The sequence below is a fragment of the Parageobacillus caldoxylosilyticus NBRC 107762 genome (genome assembly GCF_000632715.1).
Classification (GTDB): domain Bacteria; phylum Bacillota; class Bacilli; order Bacillales; family Anoxybacillaceae; genus Saccharococcus; species Saccharococcus caldoxylosilyticus.
Map to the genome: position 1 here is coordinate 46,981 of NZ_BAWO01000022.1, position 17,278 is coordinate 64,258.

The 17,278-nt window shown below is 43.7% G+C and carries 19 protein-coding genes and 1 pseudogene; 9 read left to right on the forward strand and 11 right to left on the reverse strand.

Annotated features, from left to right (window positions below; genetic code table 11):
* Positions 1–28 precede the first annotated feature (28 nt).
* The 7 genes from GCA01S_RS07465 to GCA01S_RS07495 form a co-directional block, all read right to left on the reverse strand.
* Positions 29–250 (reverse strand): spore germination protein, encoded by a 222-nt coding sequence (locus GCA01S_RS07465; protein WP_017436497.1) that lies wholly within the window; start codon positions 248–250, stop codon positions 29–31.
* Positions 250–675, reverse strand: coding sequence for a spore germination protein GerPE (locus tag GCA01S_RS07470; RefSeq protein WP_042408762.1), 426 nt, complete (start codon positions 673–675; stop codon positions 250–252). The genes GCA01S_RS07465 and GCA01S_RS07470 overlap by 1 nt, the downstream gene beginning before the upstream one ends.
* Positions 675–860 (reverse strand): hypothetical protein, encoded by a 186-nt coding sequence (locus GCA01S_RS07475; protein ID WP_042408655.1) that lies wholly within the window; start codon positions 858–860, stop codon positions 675–677. Before GCA01S_RS07475 ends, GCA01S_RS07470 begins: the two co-directional genes overlap by 1 nt.
* Positions 860–1,459 carry a spore germination protein GerPC gene (gerPC, locus tag GCA01S_RS07480; protein ID WP_026078583.1) on the reverse strand — a complete coding sequence of 200 codons (600 nt, stop codon included), beginning with the start codon at positions 1,457–1,459 and terminating at the stop codon, positions 860–862. The genes GCA01S_RS07475 and gerPC overlap by 1 nt, the downstream gene beginning before the upstream one ends.
* A gap of 84 nt (positions 1,460–1,543) precedes the next feature.
* Positions 1,544–1,768: a spore germination protein GerPB gene (locus GCA01S_RS07485; protein ID WP_042408658.1), complete on the reverse strand. Its 225-nt coding sequence runs from the start codon at positions 1,766–1,768 to the stop codon at positions 1,544–1,546.
* A gap of 14 nt (positions 1,769–1,782) precedes the next feature.
* Positions 1,783–2,004, reverse strand: coding sequence for a spore germination protein (locus GCA01S_RS07490; protein WP_017436502.1), 222 nt, complete (start codon positions 2,002–2,004; stop codon positions 1,783–1,785).
* A gap of 66 nt (positions 2,005–2,070) precedes the next feature.
* Positions 2,071–2,295, reverse strand: a complete 225-nt coding sequence (locus GCA01S_RS07495; RefSeq protein WP_042408659.1) for a spore germination protein — start codon at positions 2,293–2,295, stop codon at positions 2,071–2,073.
* Between the two features lie 173 nt (positions 2,296–2,468).
* Here GCA01S_RS07495 and GCA01S_RS07500 point away from each other — a divergent pair, with 173 nt between their 5' ends.
* The 3 genes and pseudogenes from GCA01S_RS07500 (at position 2,469) to GCA01S_RS07510 (ending at position 5,611) form a co-directional block, all read left to right on the forward strand.
* Positions 2,469–2,693, forward strand: coding sequence for a spore germination protein (locus GCA01S_RS07500; protein WP_017436504.1), 225 nt, complete (start codon positions 2,469–2,471; stop codon positions 2,691–2,693).
* Positions 2,694–2,788: 95 nt separating this feature from the next.
* A pseudogene (locus GCA01S_RS07505) lies at positions 2,789–4,380 on the forward strand (long-chain-fatty-acid--CoA ligase).
* A gap of 64 nt (positions 4,381–4,444) precedes the next feature.
* On the forward strand, positions 4,445–5,611 hold the full coding sequence (locus GCA01S_RS07510; protein ID WP_042408663.1) for a DUF418 domain-containing protein: 1,167 nt from the start codon (positions 4,445–4,447) through the stop codon (positions 5,609–5,611).
* A gap of 25 nt (positions 5,612–5,636) precedes the next feature.
* On the opposite strand, the gene GCA01S_RS07515 is transcribed toward GCA01S_RS07510, so the two are convergent.
* The gene (locus GCA01S_RS07515) at positions 5,637–5,810 is read right to left on the reverse strand and encodes an aspartyl-phosphate phosphatase Spo0E family protein (protein ID WP_042408765.1); all 174 of its coding nucleotides are present in this window, start codon (positions 5,808–5,810) and stop codon (positions 5,637–5,639) included.
* A 308-nt stretch (positions 5,811–6,118) separates the two neighbouring features.
* On the opposite strand from GCA01S_RS07515, the gene GCA01S_RS07520 reads away from it, so the two are divergent.
* Positions 6,119–7,024 carry a fumarylacetoacetate hydrolase family protein gene (locus tag GCA01S_RS07520; protein ID WP_042408666.1) on the forward strand — a complete coding sequence of 302 codons (906 nt, stop codon included), beginning with the start codon at positions 6,119–6,121 and terminating at the stop codon, positions 7,022–7,024.
* A gap of 40 nt (positions 7,025–7,064) precedes the next feature.
* Here the strand turns inward: GCA01S_RS07520 and GCA01S_RS07525 are convergent, their stop codons facing one another.
* Entirely contained in the window at positions 7,065–8,261 is a 1,197-nt protein-coding gene (locus tag GCA01S_RS07525) for an ornithine--oxo-acid transaminase (RefSeq protein WP_042408669.1), read from the reverse strand.
* A gap of 246 nt (positions 8,262–8,507) precedes the next feature.
* On the opposite strand from GCA01S_RS07525, the gene GCA01S_RS07530 reads away from it, so the two are divergent.
* Complete coding sequence (locus GCA01S_RS07530) at positions 8,508–8,861, forward strand: YisL family protein (RefSeq protein ID WP_042408672.1); 354 nt, start codon at positions 8,508–8,510, stop codon at positions 8,859–8,861.
* A 188-nt stretch (positions 8,862–9,049) separates the two neighbouring features.
* Here GCA01S_RS07530 and GCA01S_RS07535 read toward each other — a convergent pair whose 3' ends face one another.
* Positions 9,050–9,598 carry a DUF2777 domain-containing protein gene (locus GCA01S_RS07535; protein WP_042408675.1) on the reverse strand — a complete coding sequence of 183 codons (549 nt, stop codon included), beginning with the start codon at positions 9,596–9,598 and terminating at the stop codon, positions 9,050–9,052.
* 297 nt (positions 9,599–9,895) lie between these two features.
* Here GCA01S_RS07535 and asnB point away from each other — a divergent pair, with 297 nt between their 5' ends.
* Positions 9,896–11,743 (forward strand): asparagine synthase (glutamine-hydrolyzing), encoded by a 1,848-nt coding sequence (gene asnB / locus GCA01S_RS07540; protein ID WP_042408679.1) that lies wholly within the window; start codon positions 9,896–9,898, stop codon positions 11,741–11,743.
* A 28-nt stretch (positions 11,744–11,771) separates the two neighbouring features.
* Here asnB and GCA01S_RS07545 read toward each other — a convergent pair whose 3' ends face one another.
* The gene (locus GCA01S_RS07545; RefSeq protein ID WP_042408683.1) at positions 11,772–13,538 is read right to left on the reverse strand and encodes an alpha-glycosidase; all 1,767 of its coding nucleotides are present in this window, start codon (positions 13,536–13,538) and stop codon (positions 11,772–11,774) included.
* A 266-nt stretch (positions 13,539–13,804) separates the two neighbouring features.
* Here GCA01S_RS07545 and GCA01S_RS07550 point away from each other — a divergent pair, with 266 nt between their 5' ends.
* The 3 genes from GCA01S_RS07550 (at position 13,805) to GCA01S_RS07560 (ending at position 17,278) form a co-directional block, all read left to right on the forward strand.
* A complete protein-coding gene (locus tag GCA01S_RS07550) occupies positions 13,805–15,082 on the forward strand; it encodes a sugar ABC transporter substrate-binding protein (RefSeq protein WP_042408686.1) in 1,278 nt (425 codons plus the stop codon).
* Positions 15,083–15,155: 73 nt separating this feature from the next.
* Positions 15,156–16,436 (forward strand): carbohydrate ABC transporter permease, encoded by a 1,281-nt coding sequence (locus tag GCA01S_RS07555; RefSeq protein ID WP_042408688.1) that lies wholly within the window; start codon positions 15,156–15,158, stop codon positions 16,434–16,436.
* Positions 16,436–17,278, forward strand: a complete 843-nt coding sequence (locus GCA01S_RS07560) for a sugar ABC transporter permease (RefSeq protein WP_017436517.1) — start codon at positions 16,436–16,438, stop codon at positions 17,276–17,278. The genes GCA01S_RS07555 and GCA01S_RS07560 overlap by 1 nt, the downstream gene beginning before the upstream one ends.

Here is a 17,278-nt window from a genome sequence, read left to right on the forward strand (position 1 = left end):
CCTGTTTCTTTTTGAAACGGCGGCTTTGCTAGTTATTGGCGGCGACATTGCTGTCAAACGTGTCAGGGTCAAACGAGTTGGTCAAACTGATGCCATTATTGGTAATGACAAAATCTCCGGTATTAAATCCTCCCGAACCAGCTTGCGTTTTTGTTGCGACTTTTGGAGCGATATACAGGCAATCCCCCATTTGGACAACCGCTCCGCTGCTGACATTATTAATTTTAATTGGTCCGACGACAGAAGGCATTATTTCTCATCCTTTACCATTGGTGGGGTTGTTTGTGTATTTCCCATAGAAGGTTCTGAAGAATTCGGCGCAAGCTGGCGGATATGTTTAATTCTTGCTTCCGCATCAACGGTAGATGTTGAACCGATATGCACCACACCGGCAGTGGAAACCGCTATTATACGAATGGAACGGACGGAGATAACGGGAGATTGATGGAGTGTTTGCAGCGAAATGTTGCGGCAGTCCGATTGAATTTTTGGAATCGGTTTTGTAAAAACTGGAAAGATGTTTTCCCCTTCGTTTCCAAAAAACAGCTCATATTGTCGCTGGACAGCTAAAACACGAGCACGGGAATTAATTTTTTGTGAATCTCCAATCTGTAAAACGGAACTAAAAAGGACCGTTTCCCCATGAAATAATTGGACGATCGATGTTCGTTTCATCATAGCCCTCCTCCTGGGATGAGCGGAACGAACGGCCCGATGATTAATGATTCTGGAGGAGTGTCAAAAGCGGACGCGAGATTAATGACATCCGCATCGCCGATTAAAAAAACGGCGGAGCTTGTTACAGCTATTAAATGAATATCTCCAACATGAACATCACGGTTGATCACAGTATAATTCATCATTCTCCTCCTTGCTTTGGCAAATGTTTTAGAAAAAGGTCAATCGATTGCTCAATATCCATCTTTACTTTTTGAAAAATTTCGTTTACGACGGTCTCATCATTGTCTGATTTAGGAACGTACCCGTTATTCATTTTTTGATGCAAATAAAAACGAATTCGTTCGTCTACTTGCCGGGCAATGTCTTGCAAAATAAAATGTCGATACGTGTCATCAAGACGATGTGCGTACTGTTTTTCGAATCTTTTTATCGTTTCCTTTGCTTCCTTTCCTAAATAAGCATGAACTTTTTCTTGAATGTTACGGAATAAGACGGGTTCCGGCTTCGGAACAACCGTTTTTTCTGGTTGAACGGCAAAATCTTCGATAACGTTGCCAACCCCGTTAGGAGTAATGCCGATATTTAACGTTCCTTCCAATGTTTCCACTTTTAGTTGATCAAATTTATATTCGATTCGTTCAATAGTGGTGCGAGGTTGCTGTTCCAGTTCTTTTAGCTGATTTTCTAGGAGGAGAAGCCGCTGTTCTAACGTCTGTATTTTTTTTGTTTGCCATGACAAATAGCGCCGTAGCTTTACCAAATAATCATATAGGAGCATAATCGTGAACTCATCCTCTCCAAAGTCCCTTCTTATTTCAATATATGGACGGCCAGTTGTTGTCATCACCATTTTCATGATTTTCTAACGGCCTGCTGAATGAAGCGGGACGAGAGGACCGGCTACTTCTCCTGCGAGCGGAGCGGTAGTGATCGCCTCTGGAGCGGATTCTGTGTATCCTCCTGTGTTCATTAGCGTAGAAAGCGCTTGGATACTGCCTGCGCTGCCGATTTGCAGTACGGATGAGTTCGTGACAGAGCCAATTTTCAATTGGTAAATACATATACTTTGATTAATGTAAAAATTCAATTTCTTCTCCTCCTTTAAGCGTTAGCTACCACATTTTCATCGGCGACATCCGCGTCATTGGTATTTGTATTGCTATAATAGTTGTAAATATGCAGACCATCCCCCGTGTTAAACGAACCGGCGCCGGCAAAGGTTTTGGCAACGCTTTGGGGCGAAATCGCAAACACGTCTCCAATATGAAACACGCCGCTGCTTGAGATGCTATTTAATTTGACAACTCCGACAAATGCTGGCATAAGGCATGCACCTTTCTTTTATGTCTTACATTAGTGTATGGGCGCAGCAGCAAAAAGGTGAGCGTTCTAATTGTTTGCCACATTGTTAGAGTCGGAGACGTCAGGATCTCCCGTGTTTGTAAAACTGACAAACGTGTTCGTTTGTAAAAAATCTCCATTATTGCTTCCACCTGAGCCAGAGTTAGTTTTTAGCGTACTTTTCGGGGCAATTTGCAATACATCTCCAAAATTTACGGTGCCATCTCCGCTCACATGCGTAATTTTAATTGGACCGCTAACAAACGAAGGCATAGGGCTCCCCCTTTTTCTCATTGCTTATTGTCAGTGTATGAATGGGGAAGAAAAACGGTTCAAGATAGGATGGGTGTCCAAGCGAATCTATTTTTTGATCATATGCTAATCATTGAACTACCCTCGCTTTTACTTCCCTGTATTTTAAGAAAAAATGAGAAGGAGAATGAGTGATGCCGGCAATGATTATTGGCGGAATTAAAGTGACAAACGTGAGCGGAAATGGCACGGTCAATATGGGAGATGTGCTGCAAATCGCTCCGAAAAGCACAACAAAATCAAACTCAGGGGCAGGAGGAGGAAATTCAGGCGATTTTCTGCAGACGAATACGTTTTGCAGTGTTGTAAATCTATTAGACCCTGATGCGGTAGACTCAGGGGTGAAAGGCAATAATTAGGTGGTCGTGATGGACAAAGACCATCTTTTTCTTTTGCAAAAAGTTATATATACTATAATTATGAATTTTCTAAAACATAGTTAGGAGATGGGAGAATGAATGTGCCATTAGTGTTGACGCAGTTTTTAGATCGGGCTGTTTCCCTGTATGGAGACAAAACGGCCATGATTTGTTCCGGACGAACAGTTACATACAGACAGCTAGGCGAGCGCGTAAATCAACTTTCTCACGGTCTAAAACAGTTGGGGGTAGAAAAAGGGGATCGCGTGGCATATTTAGCGCCAAACACGCTCGAAATGCTAGAAGGATTTTACGGCGTCTTTCAGCTCGGCGCGATTATGGTGCCGTTGAACACGCGCCTCAAGCCCGCCGATTATTTGTTTATTTTAAATCATAGCGAAAGCAAAGTGCTGTTTGTCGATCAAGACTTGTACCACTTAATTGCGCCGATTAAAGATCAGTTGCAAACCGTAAAGACGATTATCGTTCATCAAAAAAATAAAGAAACAAATGAAATCGATTACGACGAATGGCTCGGGCAATATCCAGCTGTGCCCGTTGGACGTCCGGATATCGATGAGAACGATGTATGCAGCCTTTTATATACAAGCGGAACGACGGGAAATCCAAAAGGAGTCATGCTGACGCACCGCAACAATTACCTTCATGCGTTGATTGCGATGCATCATCTCCGTGTTTCCGATCAAGATACGCATTTGCATGTATTGCCGATGTTTCACGTCAACGGCTGGGGGCGCCGTTTTATTATACGGCAAACGGAGCGACGCAAATCGGCTTGCGTAAAGTCGATCCAAAAGTGATTTTTGATTATATTCAAACGTATCAGGTTAGCGTCATGCATATGGCGCCGACGGTATTAAATATGCTTTTGCAGTACTATGATGAACATAAGCCGGCGATTGACCATCCAGTCCGCGTTGTGATTGCCGGTTCGGCGCCGCCGCCAGCGTTTGTCACGCGCGTCGAACAAGAGCTTGGCTGGGAGTTTATTCAAGTATACGGCATGACGGAGTCTTCTCCACTTAACACGATCTCAACGATCCGCCCGCATTTGCGCCATTTGCCGCTGGAAGAACAATATCGTATAAAAGCAAAAGCGGGGTATCCGATGATCGGTTGTGAAGTAAAGGTGGTAGATGAATACGGTGATGAAGTGCCCCATGATGGAAAAACGATCGGTGAAGTCATTATAAGAAGTAACAATGTCATGAAAGGGTATTGGAAAAATCCAGAGGCAACGATGGAGACCATTCGCAATGGCTGGTTATATACTGGTGATATGGCAACAGTAGATGAATATGGAAATATTGATATTGTCGACCGGAAAAAGGATATTATTATTAGCGGCGGGGAAAATATTTCTTCGATTGAAGTAGAAGGGGTGCTGTACGAACATCCAACGGTGCTGGAAGCAGCGGTGATCGCGGTGCCGCACGAAAAATGGGGAGAAACGCCGCATGCATTTGTGGTCGTGCGTCCGGGGCATGAAGTGACAGAGCAGGAATTAATCGCGTTTTCACGCGAAAAGCTCGCCCATTTTAAAGCGATTACCGGCGTTACTTTTGTGGAAGAATTGCCAAAAACGGCGTCCGGGAAAATTCAAAAAGTGCAGTTGCGCAAACAATATTGGGATTCCGTTGGAAAAACAGGCCGTTACGTGAACTAAAAAATAGGGCCCGCATTATGCGGCGCCTTTTTCTATTAAAGCATGCAGAAAGAAAGGAGAAAAAATGAGCCAACAATCCAATGCACAGCGAATTATAGTGATTGACGTGCTGCGCGGTTTTGCTCTATTAGGAATTTTGCTGGCAAACATGCCCCACTTCTCCTCGCCAGCCATGTACGACGGAAGCGTAAAGGAAGGAAGCTGGCTTGACCGCGGAACGATGGCGGCCATTGACGTTGTTTGCGAAGCAAGCTTTTACCCGTTGTTCGCCTTTTTATTTGGTTTTAGCATGGTTTTATTTCGCCATCGGCTGCAGCAAAGACATCTCCCGTTTGAATTCATTTTGGTGCGGCGGCTCATTGCTTTATTGGCGATTGGGGTGGTCCACGCTTTTGGCATTTGGTTTGGCGATATTTTAATTCCATATGCCCTTGCCGGAGCAATATTGCTTTTGTTTTTCAAAGTCCGGCCGCGCGTATGGCTTATCGGGGCGCTGATTTGCTTTTTTGCTCCCCATCTGTTGATGCTGCTGTTGCTTGGAATGACGGTCTTTTCCGGAAAGGAAGGAAGCAGTGAAGATCAAGATGTTCAGCTGGCAGCAGAAGCAATCGATCATTATCAAAACGGATCGCTATCCGATATTTTCTGGCAGCGGTGGAATGATTGGATGTATGTCAACGGTTCAGGAGGGCTGCTGTTTACGGTGGTGACCGTGCTGCCGCTTTGCCTGATTGGTGGATATGTCGCGCAAAAACGATGGATCGAGGAGGCGGAACGCCATACGGCGGTGCTTCGTCATGTAGCGCTTCTCTCGCTGATAGCAGGGCTATTTTTAAAAACATTTCCATACTTTACCGTAAACAATGGTTTTACAATGTATATCCAAAATATATTCGGCGGAACGTCATTAGCGTGTTTTTACGGAACGGCTATTGTTTTATTGTTTCGAAAAAAGCAATGGAAACAAAAACTAATGGTTTTTCAATATATTGGGAAAATGTCGCTGACCAATTATTTGTTGCAATCGCTCTTCTGCACGTTGCTGTTTTATCATTATGGATTTGGCTGGTATGGCAAAATGGGCGTGTTTGCCGGCGCGCTGCTTGCGCTTTTTCTCTATAGCGCGCAGTTAGTGATCAGCCGCAAGTGGCTTATGCATTTCCACTATGGCCCGGCCGAGTGGGTATGGCGCTGGGTGACGTATGGAAAAAAACCGCCTCTGTATAAATAAAAAAGCCCCTCGCAATGGAGTTGTATTACTGAGGGACGGACAGGAAAGGAGATTCGGTTAGCACCGTTTGCTGTAAATAGCGATTGATCAGTTCATCTAGTTCCTGACTGCATTGAATCGTTTCTTTTGCAGTAAATCCGTACGTCAATGCTAATTCGATCATCTGTTGCCGTTTTTCTTCAATTAAAACAAGAACCATTGTATTCACCATCAATCCTTTTTTATTCTGAAGGAATTCTCTTTCTTTCATTATAGAAGCCCTTGAGAATAAACCCTGTCCACGCAATGCCATCATACTTTTGGTATGATTCCAAAGTCATGACTATCGATGAAGAAAAGAACTAAACATTATTATACATATAGCGACGAAAAAAGAAAGGCATTCGCTAAAATAAGCGATAAATTTTCTAATTTAGACAAAATTCAACAAATAGTAGGACTTTTATGTAAAAACGCGAATATAAACGAGTATGCATAAATTTTCAATATGAAAGGAGAGAGTGGGCAATGAAGTTTGTGACAGCGGAGCATCATGGCGAGATGTTTGTCGGCGTCGCCGAACAAGATGGAGGAAAAATCATTCACTTGCGTCTTGCTGAACAGGCGATGGACCAGCGCGCGACGATCCCTTCATCGCTGCTCGAGTGCATTAAGCAAGGGGATTCGTTTCTACGGCGGACCGAAGAAATTGTTGCCTGGGCAAAAGAAAACCGAGGCGCCCAATACGTCTATGATTTAGCTGACGTGCGCCTGCTTGCCCCGATTCCGCGTCCGGCGAAAAATATTTTTTGTATCGGCAAAAACTATGCCGATCATGCGATGGAACTGGGTGGAAAGTCCCATATTCCAGAACATCTTATTGTTTTCTCCAAAGTTCCGACTACGGTTATTGGGCATGAAGAAACGATCTTGCGGCATGCCGGGGTAACCGATGAAGTCGATTATGAAGGAGAGCTTGCCGTTGTCATCGGCAAACAGGGACGAGCGATCCGCAAAGAAGAGGCGCTCGATTACGTGTTCGGCTATACGATCATTAATGACGTAACGGCGCGCGATTTGCAAGAACGCCATGAACAATATTTTCTTGGAAAAGGTTTAGATACATTCTGTCCAATGGGACCGTGGATTGTGCATCGGTCGCTCATTGAAAATCCAAATAAGTTGCAAATTGAGACGAGAGTAAACGGAGAAGTTCGTCAAAAAGCGAATACGGAGCAATTCATTTTTAATATCGAGACGATCATTGAAACCATCTCCCGCGGCATTACGCTAGAACCAGGGGATATTATCGCAACCGGAACACCGGCAGGGGTCGGCAAAGGAATGAAGCCGCCGCGCTTTTTGCAAGCCGGCGATGTCGTAGAAATTACTGTCGAAGGAATCGGAACGTTGCGAAATACCGTTGGGGAATAGAAAAACGGGGCGTTTTCGGTGCTCGCCCCGTTTTTCTTTTTTACGATTCAGCAAATACTTTTTTCACCCGCTCGATCGCCCAATCCAATTCTTCTTTTGTAATGACAAGCGGAGGAGCGAAGCGGATAACCGTATCGTGCGTTTCTTTACACAACAATCCCTCTTCTTTTAGTTTTTCACAATATGGGCGGGCGGAAGTATGGAGTTCTACGCCAATAAACAATCCTCTGCCGCGCACTTCTTTAATGTCCGGATGTTGAATTTCCCGCAGTTTTTCAATAAAGTAGTTACCTAATTCCAAGGAACGTTCCGGCAGCTTTTCTTCGATAATGACATCGAGTGCTGCTATCGATACCGCGCATGCAAGCGGGTTTCCGCCAAAGGTGGATCCGTGTGAGCCAGGATTGAAGACACCGAGTATGTCACGGTTGGCTGCAACACAAGAAATTGGGAATACACCGCCACCTAATGTCTTGCCGAGAATGTACATATCGGGAACGACGTTTTCCCAATCGCAGGCGAACATTTTTCCGGAACGGCCGAGACCGGATTGAATTTCATCGGCGATATAAAGAACGTTATGTTGTTTACATACTTCATATGCCTCTTTTAAGTAGCCTTCCGGCGGGATATTAATTCCTGCTTCGCCTTGAATCGGCTCAAAAATAAAAGCTGCCGTATTCGGTGTAATCGCTTTCTTTAATGCTTCCACATCGCCGTATGGAATGATTGTAATGCCTGGAAGCATCGGGCCGAATCCGCGCTTATATTCTTCGCTCGAAGACATCGATACTGCAGTCATTGTCCGGCCGTGAAAATTGTTTTCACAAACGATGATTTCCGCTTGATCTTTTTCTACCCCTTTTACGTCGTACGCCCAGCGCCGTGCTGCTTTAAACGCCGTTTCCACCGCTTCTGCGCCGGTATTCATCGGCAGCACCATATCTTTGCCGGTCAGCTTTGCTACTTTTTCATACCAGGGACCAAGCTGGTCGTTATGGAAGGCGCGCGAAGTTAAGGTGATGCGGTTTGCCTGTTCTTTTAATGCCTGAATGATTTTCGGATGACGATGCCCTTGGTTGACGGCTGAGTAAGCGCTTAACATATCCATGTAGCGATTGCCTTCCGGATCTTCTACCCATACCCCTTCCCCTTTGCTGAGGACGACTGGAAGCGGGTGATAGTTGTTGGCGCCGTATTGCTCGGTTAAACGAATGATTTCGGTTGTTTTGCTCATGAGCGTTCCTCCTAATAATAATGAAATTGGATTTCGCGCTATTTCTTATTATAGCAAAAAAGAAATCCCTTTGTCAGAAAATTGTGGTGGCTTGATTGATATGCATAGGATCTATTGTTGGAAATATCAGGATAAAATGGCACGAGTCCGATAAAATTTCTTTGCGTGAAAAACAACTGTTGAGTTTGTTTTTTTTTATTTTTCCATGCTATGATGAAGATGAATATATGGAAATGGAGGGATCATATGACACACGCGCATATTACAAGCTGGTTGATTGCGATCATATTGTTTTTGATCGCTGTGTCGTTGCAGCGGTCTGGATCTGCGAAAGCGAAAATGGTGCAAATGGTGCTGCGATTGTTTTATATCATTACGATCATAACGGGTGTGCTTTTATTACATAGCCTTGCTTCGTTGTCCATATTATATGTGATTAAGACGCTTGCTGGTTTATGGGTAATCGGAGCGATGGAAATGGTTTTAATGGCGATGAAAAAAGGAAAAAGTACAGCCGTTGCATGGGTGCAGTGGGTTGTCGCGCTCGCCCTTGTTCTATTTTTAGGCTTGATGTTGCCACTAGGAATCGATCTCTTTTAAAACAGGAGGCAATTCCGGATGGGGTTGCCGCTTTTTCGTATATATAAAATGTGGTATGGTTAGCAGAAATATTGCCGCTACGCCCAAGGGTATGTGCTATATCCGCCGCTGGCGGCAGAGGAGTTACCAGGGTATATGGCGGCGCGAAAAAAATAAAAAGCGGGGAAAGAAATTCCTCTTTCCCCCGTTTATCCAAACTGGGTGCAAATAAACCGCTCCCCGTTATTAAACGTGATTTCAAAGTGATCTTTATATGTATTCCCTCGTTCGTAGTAGTGCTGAACATTGCTGATTAGTTCGGTGTTGTCGTAAATAATGAAATTCACGCCTGTATATTTTGCAAACAACAATCCATTGTAGCAGTATAAACAATCATATAACGAAAAGCCAAGATTATTTAGCCATTGCACGAACTGAAAAAATGTATGGTCCGGAAGCGCTGCCAGCCACTCTTGATAAGCATAGGAAAAGCGTTTGTGAAAACGGACGCGGTCACCGGTCTGAAGCGGCAATATGCCGATGCCTGTATCGACGGTTCCGTTTTTACGCAAATAGCCGTGCAGCCATTGGCCGTAACGGAACAATTCTATTTTCCCTTCAGTCATTTCCTCTAACAATGATGCTTCTTCCTCTTCCTCATCAAAAAAAACCCATTCGTCGTTTACAAATTCAACGGTTCCTTGTATATAGGCCCGCTGTTGTTCAGTGATGCATTGTAGGCGCTGTTCGATATTCAAGTTTTCTCCTCCTCCTTATATTTCTTGTTTTTCCAGATTATCTTCCATTTATTCGTGCTGTTGTTGCCATCGGACAATTCATCGAAATGCGAGGGATTGCATAAAATGGAATCATGCCAATACGGAGAAGGAGCATGTTGCTAACAGGAAAGGGCAAGTGTTGGTCGTGAACGTTCGAACAAGAGGATGTAATAAAATATAGTGAGCCTTGTTGATGGAAAAGGAAAGGGAAATAGTCCGGAGTATAGGATGTCCAGCAAATAACTTTTTTGTATTTAAAAGAAAGGGTTGGTTCGTATGTGCGGCATCACTGGTTGGGTGGATTTTCAGCGTGATTTGCGAATAGAAAAAGAGATTATCTTAAATATGACCGAGACACTGGCAAAACGCGGACCTGATGACACAAATACATGGTTTGACCAACACGCTGCGTTTGGACATAAGCGGCTTGTCGTCGTGGACCCGAAAGGCGGAAAACAGCCGATGACAAGACAAAAAAACGGCTACAGCTATACCGTTGTTTATAACGGGGAATTGTACAATACGGAGGATATTCGTAAAGAGCTATTAAAAAAAGGATATACATTCCAAGGGCATTCGGATACAGAGGTATTATTAAACGCCTATATCGAATGGAAAGAACGCTGCGTCGAGCTGTTTAACGGAATTTTTGCCTTTGCGATTTGGGATGAACAGCGGGAGCAATTATTTTTGGCGCGGGATCGCCTTGGTGTCAAGCCGCTTTTTTATCGTCACGACGATGACGGTTTCTTGTTTGGTTCGGAAATCAAGGCTATCTTGGCACACCCGAATGTAAAGGCGGAAGTCGATTATGAAGGGTTGGCGGAAGTGTTCGGATTGGGGCCGTCACGGACGCCAGGACACGGGGTGTTTTGCGGGATTAAAGAATTGCGCCCGGCGCACGCGTTAACGTTTTCCCGTGAAGGGGTAAGAGTATGGCGCTATTGGAATGTGCAAAGCGATGTCCATCGAGATTCGTTGGCGGAAACGGTGGAAAAACTGCGTTTCCTCCTTACCGATGCGGTAACGCGCCAGCTTGTTTCCGATGTGCCTGTCTGCACCTTTTTATCCGGTGGGATCGACTCGAGTTCCATTACCGCCATTGCGGCGACGGTGTTTGCCGAAGAAGGAAAAGGGCAGCTGCATACGTATTCCATTGATTACGAAGGCAATGACCAATATTTTAAAGCGAATGATTTTCAGCCCAATGCGGACGCTCCTTTTATTGACCTGATATCGGAAACGTTTCAAACCGTCCATCACCGCTGCGTCATTAGTCAAGAAGACTTGTTTGACCACTTACGGGAGGCAGTGATTGTCCGGGACGTTCCAGGCATGGCCGATGTGGACTCTTCTTTGCTATGGTTTTGCAAACAAATCCGCAAAGATTTTGTCGTTAGTTTATCTGGAGAGTGTGCCGATGAAATTTTTGGCGGCTACCCATGGTTTCATCGTCCAGACGATTTGGCGAGGAACGGATTTCCATGGATGCGTTCGACAGAAGCACGCATCGATTTGCTAAAGAAAGACTGGAGAAAGAAATTGCGGCTGGACGAATATGTACAAACGCGCTTTTACGAAACGATTGCTGAGGTCCCAAGGCTCGAAGGGGAAAGCGCTGAGGAAGCAAAGCGGCGCGAGCTATTTTACTTAAACATGATTTGGTTTATGACGACGCTCCTTGACCGGAAAGACCGCATGAGCATGGGCGCCAGTCTAGAAGTCCGCGTGCCGTTTGCCGATCATCGTCTAGTCGAATATGTGTGGAACATTCCATGGGAAATGAAAATGTATGGCAACCGTGAAAAAGGCATTTTGCGCAAGGCGCTCGAGGAGATTTTGCCGGAAGAAGTACTCTATCGCAAAAAAAGCCCGTATCCGAAAACACATCATCCGCTTTATACGAAACTAGTGAAAAATTGGCTAAAAGAGCTGTTGAACGATCGCTCGTCGGTGCTTTATGAATTTTTCGATACTAAAAAATTGGAAGAGTTAGTGGAAACAGAAGGGAAATCGTTCCATGTGCCTTGGTTTGGGCAGCTAATGACAGGACCGCAGCTGTTGGCGTACCTTGGCCAAGTGCACGTATGGTTCCAACACTATGGCATTACGATAAAGGAATAGAGAAGAGCTGCGCTTGTCGCAGCTCTTTTTACCAGTTTTTTATTTGATAAAGGAGAAAGCTATATGGAGGAATAGCAGCACGCAATGTTTCGGCTTCTGCAGCAAACTGTTCATTTGTCCATAAATTGACAAGCCATTTTCCTTTTAAGGACAAAGGAACGGTGATGTCAATCTCCTTACTGCTATTGTTGATCATGACTAAAATCGTTTCATCTAGATAGGTTTTCGTATATATTAAATGGTTTGATTCATCGCTTGCATCCATAAATGTAATTTTTCCCCGCCTGAAAGCGGGATGGGCTTTGCGAAGCGCAATCAGTTTTTTTACATGCTCCAATATATCCCTATTTTGTTTTTCTTCCTCCCAAACCATACATTTCCGACATCCTGGATCTTGCCCGCCGGTCATGCCAATTTCATCGCCATAGTATATGCATGGCGAACCGGTAAAAGAGAGCTGAAATAAAAACAACAGTTTGACCTTCCGAACATCATTGTCGCACACTGTTAAAATTCTCGGTGTATCATGGCTGCCAAGCAAATGAAACGCCACTTCGTTGACGTTTTCCGGGTACGAGTGAAGAACATTAGTAATGATATTCGCAAATTGTTTGGCGCCAATTTCATTTTTCGCAAAAAAGCGGATTGCTCCATTGGTAAATGGGTAGTTCATGACGGCATCAAACTGATCGCCGCGCAGCCATGGCATCGCATCATGCCAAATTTCTCCGAGAATATAAACGTCCGGTTTCATAGACTTTACTACCTGACGGAATTCGCGCCAAAATTGATGGTCTATTTCATTGGCTACATCGAGCCGCCAACCGTCGATGTCAAATTCCTGAATCCAATAGGCCGCTACGTCTAACAAATATTTTTTCACTTCGGGGTTTTCCGTATTTAGCTTTGGCATTTGTGCGACAAATGCAAACGCGTCATAGTTTGGCCTCGGTGTTGTCTGGAGCGGGAATTCATGAATATGGAACCAATCTTTATATTTAGATGCTTCCCCGTTTTTCAGCACATCTTGAAACGGTGCAAAATAGTAGCCGCAATGATTAAACACCGCGTCTAACATGACACGTATCCCTTTTTCATGACAAAGATCAACTAGTTTTTTGAATGTTTGTTTATCGCCAAAGTGAGGATCAATTTCGAAATAATTGGTTGTGTCATATTTATGGTTAGAAGGTGCGTGGAAAATAGGCGTTAAATAAATGCCATTAACGCCAAGGTCGACAAGATAGTCGAGATGCTGGATAATCCCTTCTAAATCGCCGCCGAAAAAGCTCGTTGGTGTCGGGTCTTCACTTGCCCATGGCAGTGTTCCTTCTGGATCGATAGCTGGATTTCCATTAGCGAAGCGTTCAGGGAAAATCTGATACCAAACGGTGTCTTTCACCCATTCCGGTGCATGAAATACATCTATTTTATTTAAAAACGGAAAGCAAAAATAATAAGCCGTATCGTCTGTCGGTGCCTCATGATAAAACCCTTTTTCTGTATATACTATTTTTTCATTTCCGGACGTTAACTCAAATCCGTAGCGAAGGCGGCGATATGGGGGAATTACTTCGATAAACCAATAGTCAAATAAATCGTCAAATCCGCTTTTTACCATAGGTGCACGATTTAGCTGCCAGACGCCATCTTTCCATTCATATGGATCGGCGTAAAGAAGATGAACGGCTTCCACATCATCCTTTTTCGTGCGCAGGCGAATATGTAATGTTTTTTCGTCGTATGCGTAAGCAAAGTTATCTTTGGGACGATGATAAATCGCTTCTTTAAACATGTTCTTAACACTCCCTTTAAATAAACGCAATCGTTTGCACTTTGATAACTTTTTTATTTAAAGAGTAGAGTAATTGAATAAAAAAGTCAAATTTTACTGAAAAAAAGCTTGTAAAATAAAAAATAGGCGATATAATGAAAGTGAACGGTGCAATCGCTTTCATTAAATAATGGTATCATTTTTTAATAATTTTTTGTGCAAACGGTTTCCTAAAACGATTGTGCCGCCAATGAATTTGTTTATGATTCATTTTAGGAGGGGGACGTATGAGAAAAGTTGTTTCGCTGTTTATGGCCATGATTCTCATGATCGGCGTATTGGCTGCTTGTGGCCCGAAACGTGATGTTGGACAAGTGAAAGAGAACAACAAGGGGAATACAACAGAAAATGTAGAAAAACCGGAAAAATTAGTAGTCTGGGTAAATGATGAAGAAAAACAAAAGCAAGCATTAAATGATATCTTTAAAAAATATACGGAGAAAACAGGAATTAAAGTGGAAACGGTCGCTGTGAGCATGCTGGATCAGGTGAAAAAAATCGCGTTAGATGGTCCGGCAGGCAAAGGCCCTGACATATTTTATCAGCCGCACGACCGTATTGGCGACATTGTCCTCCAAGGCTTAGCTGATCCGGTTGATCTTGGCGACGCAAAAAGTGAATATAGTAAAATAGCAGTGGATGCGGTTACTTACGATGGACAGATTTATGGCGTGCCGTTTGTCGTGGAAACATACGGCTTATTTTACAATAAAAATTTAGTGCCGGAAGCTCCGAAAACAATGGAAGAGCTGATGAAAATCGCGAAAGAAAAAACAAATCCAGCCAAAGATCAATACGGCTTCTTGATGGAAGCTGCCAACTTCTATTTTGTCTATCCATTCTTTGCGGGATATGGCGGCTATGTATTCCGTAACGAAGATGGAAAAATGGATACAAGCGATATTGGACTGGCGAATGATGGTGCTGTCAAAGGTGCTGAGCTTGTTCAATCTTGGTTTAAAAACGGATACATTCCAAAAGAAATTAATCAAGATGTCATGAATGGTTTATTTACGAAAGGAAATGTAGCAACGGTAATCAGCGGCCCATGGAACATTGCCACCTACCGCGATGCGCTAGGGGACAAATTGGCAACTGCGCCGCTTCCAGTATTAGAAAACGGGGAGCATCCAAAATCATTTGTCGGTGTGAAAGCATGGATGTTATCTGCTTATTCGAAAAATAAAGAGTGGGCAACAGACTTGATGAAGTTTATAACAAATGAAGAAAACTCGCTCCATTATTATGAAGTCGCAGGGGAAATGCCGGCAAATGAAAAAGCATTAACGAACGAAAAAATTAAAAATGACCCATTAATTTCCGGATTCGCAGAGCAAATCCAATATGGCGAACCGATGCCAAATGTACCACAAATGTCGCAAGTATGGGACCCAATGGGCAATGCGCTACAGTTTATTGCCAAGGGCGATAATCCAAAAGAGGTGTTGAAAGAAGCGGTAAAAACGATTCAAGATAAAATTGCCGCCAGCGGCGGAGGACAATAATTATTGAAGTCAATGAATGGTGGATAGAGCTGTTTCTATCCACCATTCTTATCACGTGTAAGGAGGATTCACCATGTCTAAACAAAAGATGCGGCATCGTCCTACTGTTGCTATTATTCTTTCCATTCTTTTTGCAGGCTTGGGCCAGCTATATAACCGGCGTTATGTAAAAGGAATTTTATTTATTGTTATTGAAGCCGTATTTCTAATCACGTTTTATAATTTTTTAAATATTGGATTATGGGGGCTTATTACATTGGGAGAAATCCCGATGGTAGACCATTCGATTTTCCTATTGATTCAAGGGCTAGTATCTGTCATTATCATCGCATTCGCGGCTGTTTTGTATTATTTCAATATTATCGATGCGCGTAAAGATGCGCTTCGCCTGCAGCGAGGAGAGCCGTTTCCGTCGCTCCTGGAATCATGCGGAAACGTGTGGGATAAAGGATTTCCATATGTATTTGTCACACCAGGGCTGATTATGCTTTTATTTGTTGTTGTGCTGCCGCTGCTTTTTATGGTATCGCTGGCGTTTACGGATTACAACTTGTACAACTCGCCGCCGCGTCATCTATTGCATTGGGTTGGCTTTAAAAACTTTAAAAATTTAGTATCGGTTCCAATTTGGCAAGATACGTTTTTCAGCGTCTTTGCCTGGACGATTGTCTGGACCATTGTCGCAACGACATTGCAAATTGCACTCGGCTTGTTTTTAGCGATACTCGTCAATGACCCGCGCATTAAATTTAAGCGATTCATTCGCACTGTATTGATTTTGCCTTGGGCGGTGCCGGCATTTGTGACCATTCTTGTATTTGCGGCGATGTTTAACGATAAATTCGGAGCGATCAACCGTGATATTTTAAGCGCTTTCGGCGTCATGATTCCGTGGATGACCGATCCGTTTTGGACAAAAGTAGCCCTTATTTTAATCCAAACATGGCTCGGATTTCCGTTCGTATTTGCCTTATTTACAGGAGTTCTGCAAAGCATTTCCCGCGATTGGTACGAAGCAGCCGAGATGGATGGAGCAACGCGCTGGCAAAAGTTCCGCTCGATTACGCTGCCGCACGTCTTATACGCGACAGCACCGCTGTTGATTATGCAGTATGCCGGCAACTTTAACAACTTTAACATTATTTATCTATTCAACGACGGCGGCCCGGCTGTGCGCGGACAAAACGCTGGAGGAACGGATATTTTAATTTCTTGGGTATATGATTTGACGTTTACGACAAACAACTACAATATGGCTGCAGCAATTTCGATTATTATCGGGTTGATCGTGAGCGGTTTTGCCTTGTATCAATTCCGGCGTACACGTTCCTTTAAAGAGGAGGGGAACATTTAATGAATCGGAAAATAAAATCACGCATCGAGGTGGCCTTGATATATTTATTTATTGCATTCATGTTCGTTGTCATTGCCTATCCGCTTCTTTGGACAATCAGCATGTCGTTAAATCCGGGGACAAGTTTATATTCCGCATCGTTGATCCCGGAAAAGCCGTCGCTGGAACATTATAAATGGTTATTTACAAGCCCGCAAAGTGATTATTTGTTATGGTACAAAAATAGTTTATTCGTCGCTGCCATCAATGCGATTTTATCCGTATTATTTACTGCATTAATTGCCTATGCGTTTTCCCGCTACCGGTTTGTCGGGAGGAAAATGGGGCTGTATTTGTTTCTTGTGCTGCAAATGTTCCCGTCCTTAATGGCAATGGTTGCCCTTTATGTTTTGTTAAACATGCTTCATCTTTTAGATTCGTTGTGGGGGCTGATTTTGATTTACGTAGGTGGGCAGATTCCATTTAACGCCTGGCTTGTGAAAGGGTATTTCGATACGATTCCGCGCGAGCTTGACGAAGCGGCGCGCATGGATGGCGCAGGGCATTTTGGCGTGTTCTTTCGTATTATGCTTCCGCTGGCAAAACCGATTTTGGCCGTTGTTGCTTTATTCAATTTTATGGCTCCGTTTACCGATTTTTTATTACCATCTATCGTTTTGCGTGATCCAGAAAAATATACGCTTGCCGTCGGATTGTTTAACTTTATTAGCGACCGTTTTGCCAATAACTTCACGCGGTTTGCGGCTGGCTCGATTTTAATTGCGGCTCCGATTGCTATCGTATTCTTATTCTTGCAGCGTTATTTAATTTCCGGCTTAACAGCGGGTGGAACAAAAGGGTAA

Excerpts from the sequence above, each read along its gene's own strand:
- gerPC (WP_026078583.1), bottom strand. The coding sequence starts at position 1,459 with ATGCTCCTATATGATTATTTGGTAAAGCTACGGCGCTATTTGTCATGG.
- GCA01S_RS07555 (WP_042408688.1), top strand. The coding sequence starts at position 15,156 with ATGTCTAAACAAAAGATGCGGCATCGTCCTACTGTTGCTATTATTCTT.
- GCA01S_RS07510 (WP_042408663.1), top strand. The coding sequence starts at position 4,445 with ATGAGCCAACAATCCAATGCACAGCGAATTATAGTGATTGACGTGCTG.
- asnB (WP_042408679.1), top strand. The coding sequence starts at position 9,896 with ATGTGCGGCATCACTGGTTGGGTGGATTTTCAGCGTGATTTGCGAATA.
- GCA01S_RS07520 (WP_042408666.1), top strand. The coding sequence starts at position 6,119 with ATGAAGTTTGTGACAGCGGAGCATCATGGCGAGATGTTTGTCGGCGTC.
- GCA01S_RS07470 (WP_042408762.1), bottom strand. The coding sequence starts at position 675 with ATGAAACGAACATCGATCGTCCAATTATTTCATGGGGAAACGGTCCTT.
- GCA01S_RS07560 (WP_017436517.1), top strand. The coding sequence starts at position 16,436 with ATGAATCGGAAAATAAAATCACGCATCGAGGTGGCCTTGATATATTTA.
- GCA01S_RS07465 (WP_017436497.1), bottom strand. The coding sequence starts at position 250 with ATGCCTTCTGTCGTCGGACCAATTAAAATTAATAATGTCAGCAGCGGA.
- GCA01S_RS07500 (WP_017436504.1), top strand. The coding sequence starts at position 2,469 with ATGCCGGCAATGATTATTGGCGGAATTAAAGTGACAAACGTGAGCGGA.
- GCA01S_RS07475 (WP_042408655.1), bottom strand. The coding sequence starts at position 860 with ATGAATTATACTGTGATCAACCGTGATGTTCATGTTGGAGATATTCAT.
- GCA01S_RS07495 (WP_042408659.1), bottom strand. The coding sequence starts at position 2,295 with ATGCCTTCGTTTGTTAGCGGTCCAATTAAAATTACGCATGTGAGCGGA.
- GCA01S_RS07515 (WP_042408765.1), bottom strand. The coding sequence starts at position 5,810 with ATGGTTCTTGTTTTAATTGAAGAAAAACGGCAACAGATGATCGAATTA.
- GCA01S_RS07545 (WP_042408683.1), bottom strand. The coding sequence starts at position 13,538 with ATGTTTAAAGAAGCGATTTATCATCGTCCCAAAGATAACTTTGCTTAC.
- GCA01S_RS07550 (WP_042408686.1), top strand. The coding sequence starts at position 13,805 with ATGAGAAAAGTTGTTTCGCTGTTTATGGCCATGATTCTCATGATCGGC.
- GCA01S_RS07490 (WP_017436502.1), bottom strand. The coding sequence starts at position 2,004 with ATGCCAGCATTTGTCGGAGTTGTCAAATTAAATAGCATCTCAAGCAGC.
- GCA01S_RS07525 (WP_042408669.1), bottom strand. The coding sequence starts at position 8,261 with ATGAGCAAAACAACCGAAATCATTCGTTTAACCGAGCAATACGGCGCC.
- GCA01S_RS07530 (WP_042408672.1), top strand. The coding sequence starts at position 8,508 with ATGACACACGCGCATATTACAAGCTGGTTGATTGCGATCATATTGTTT.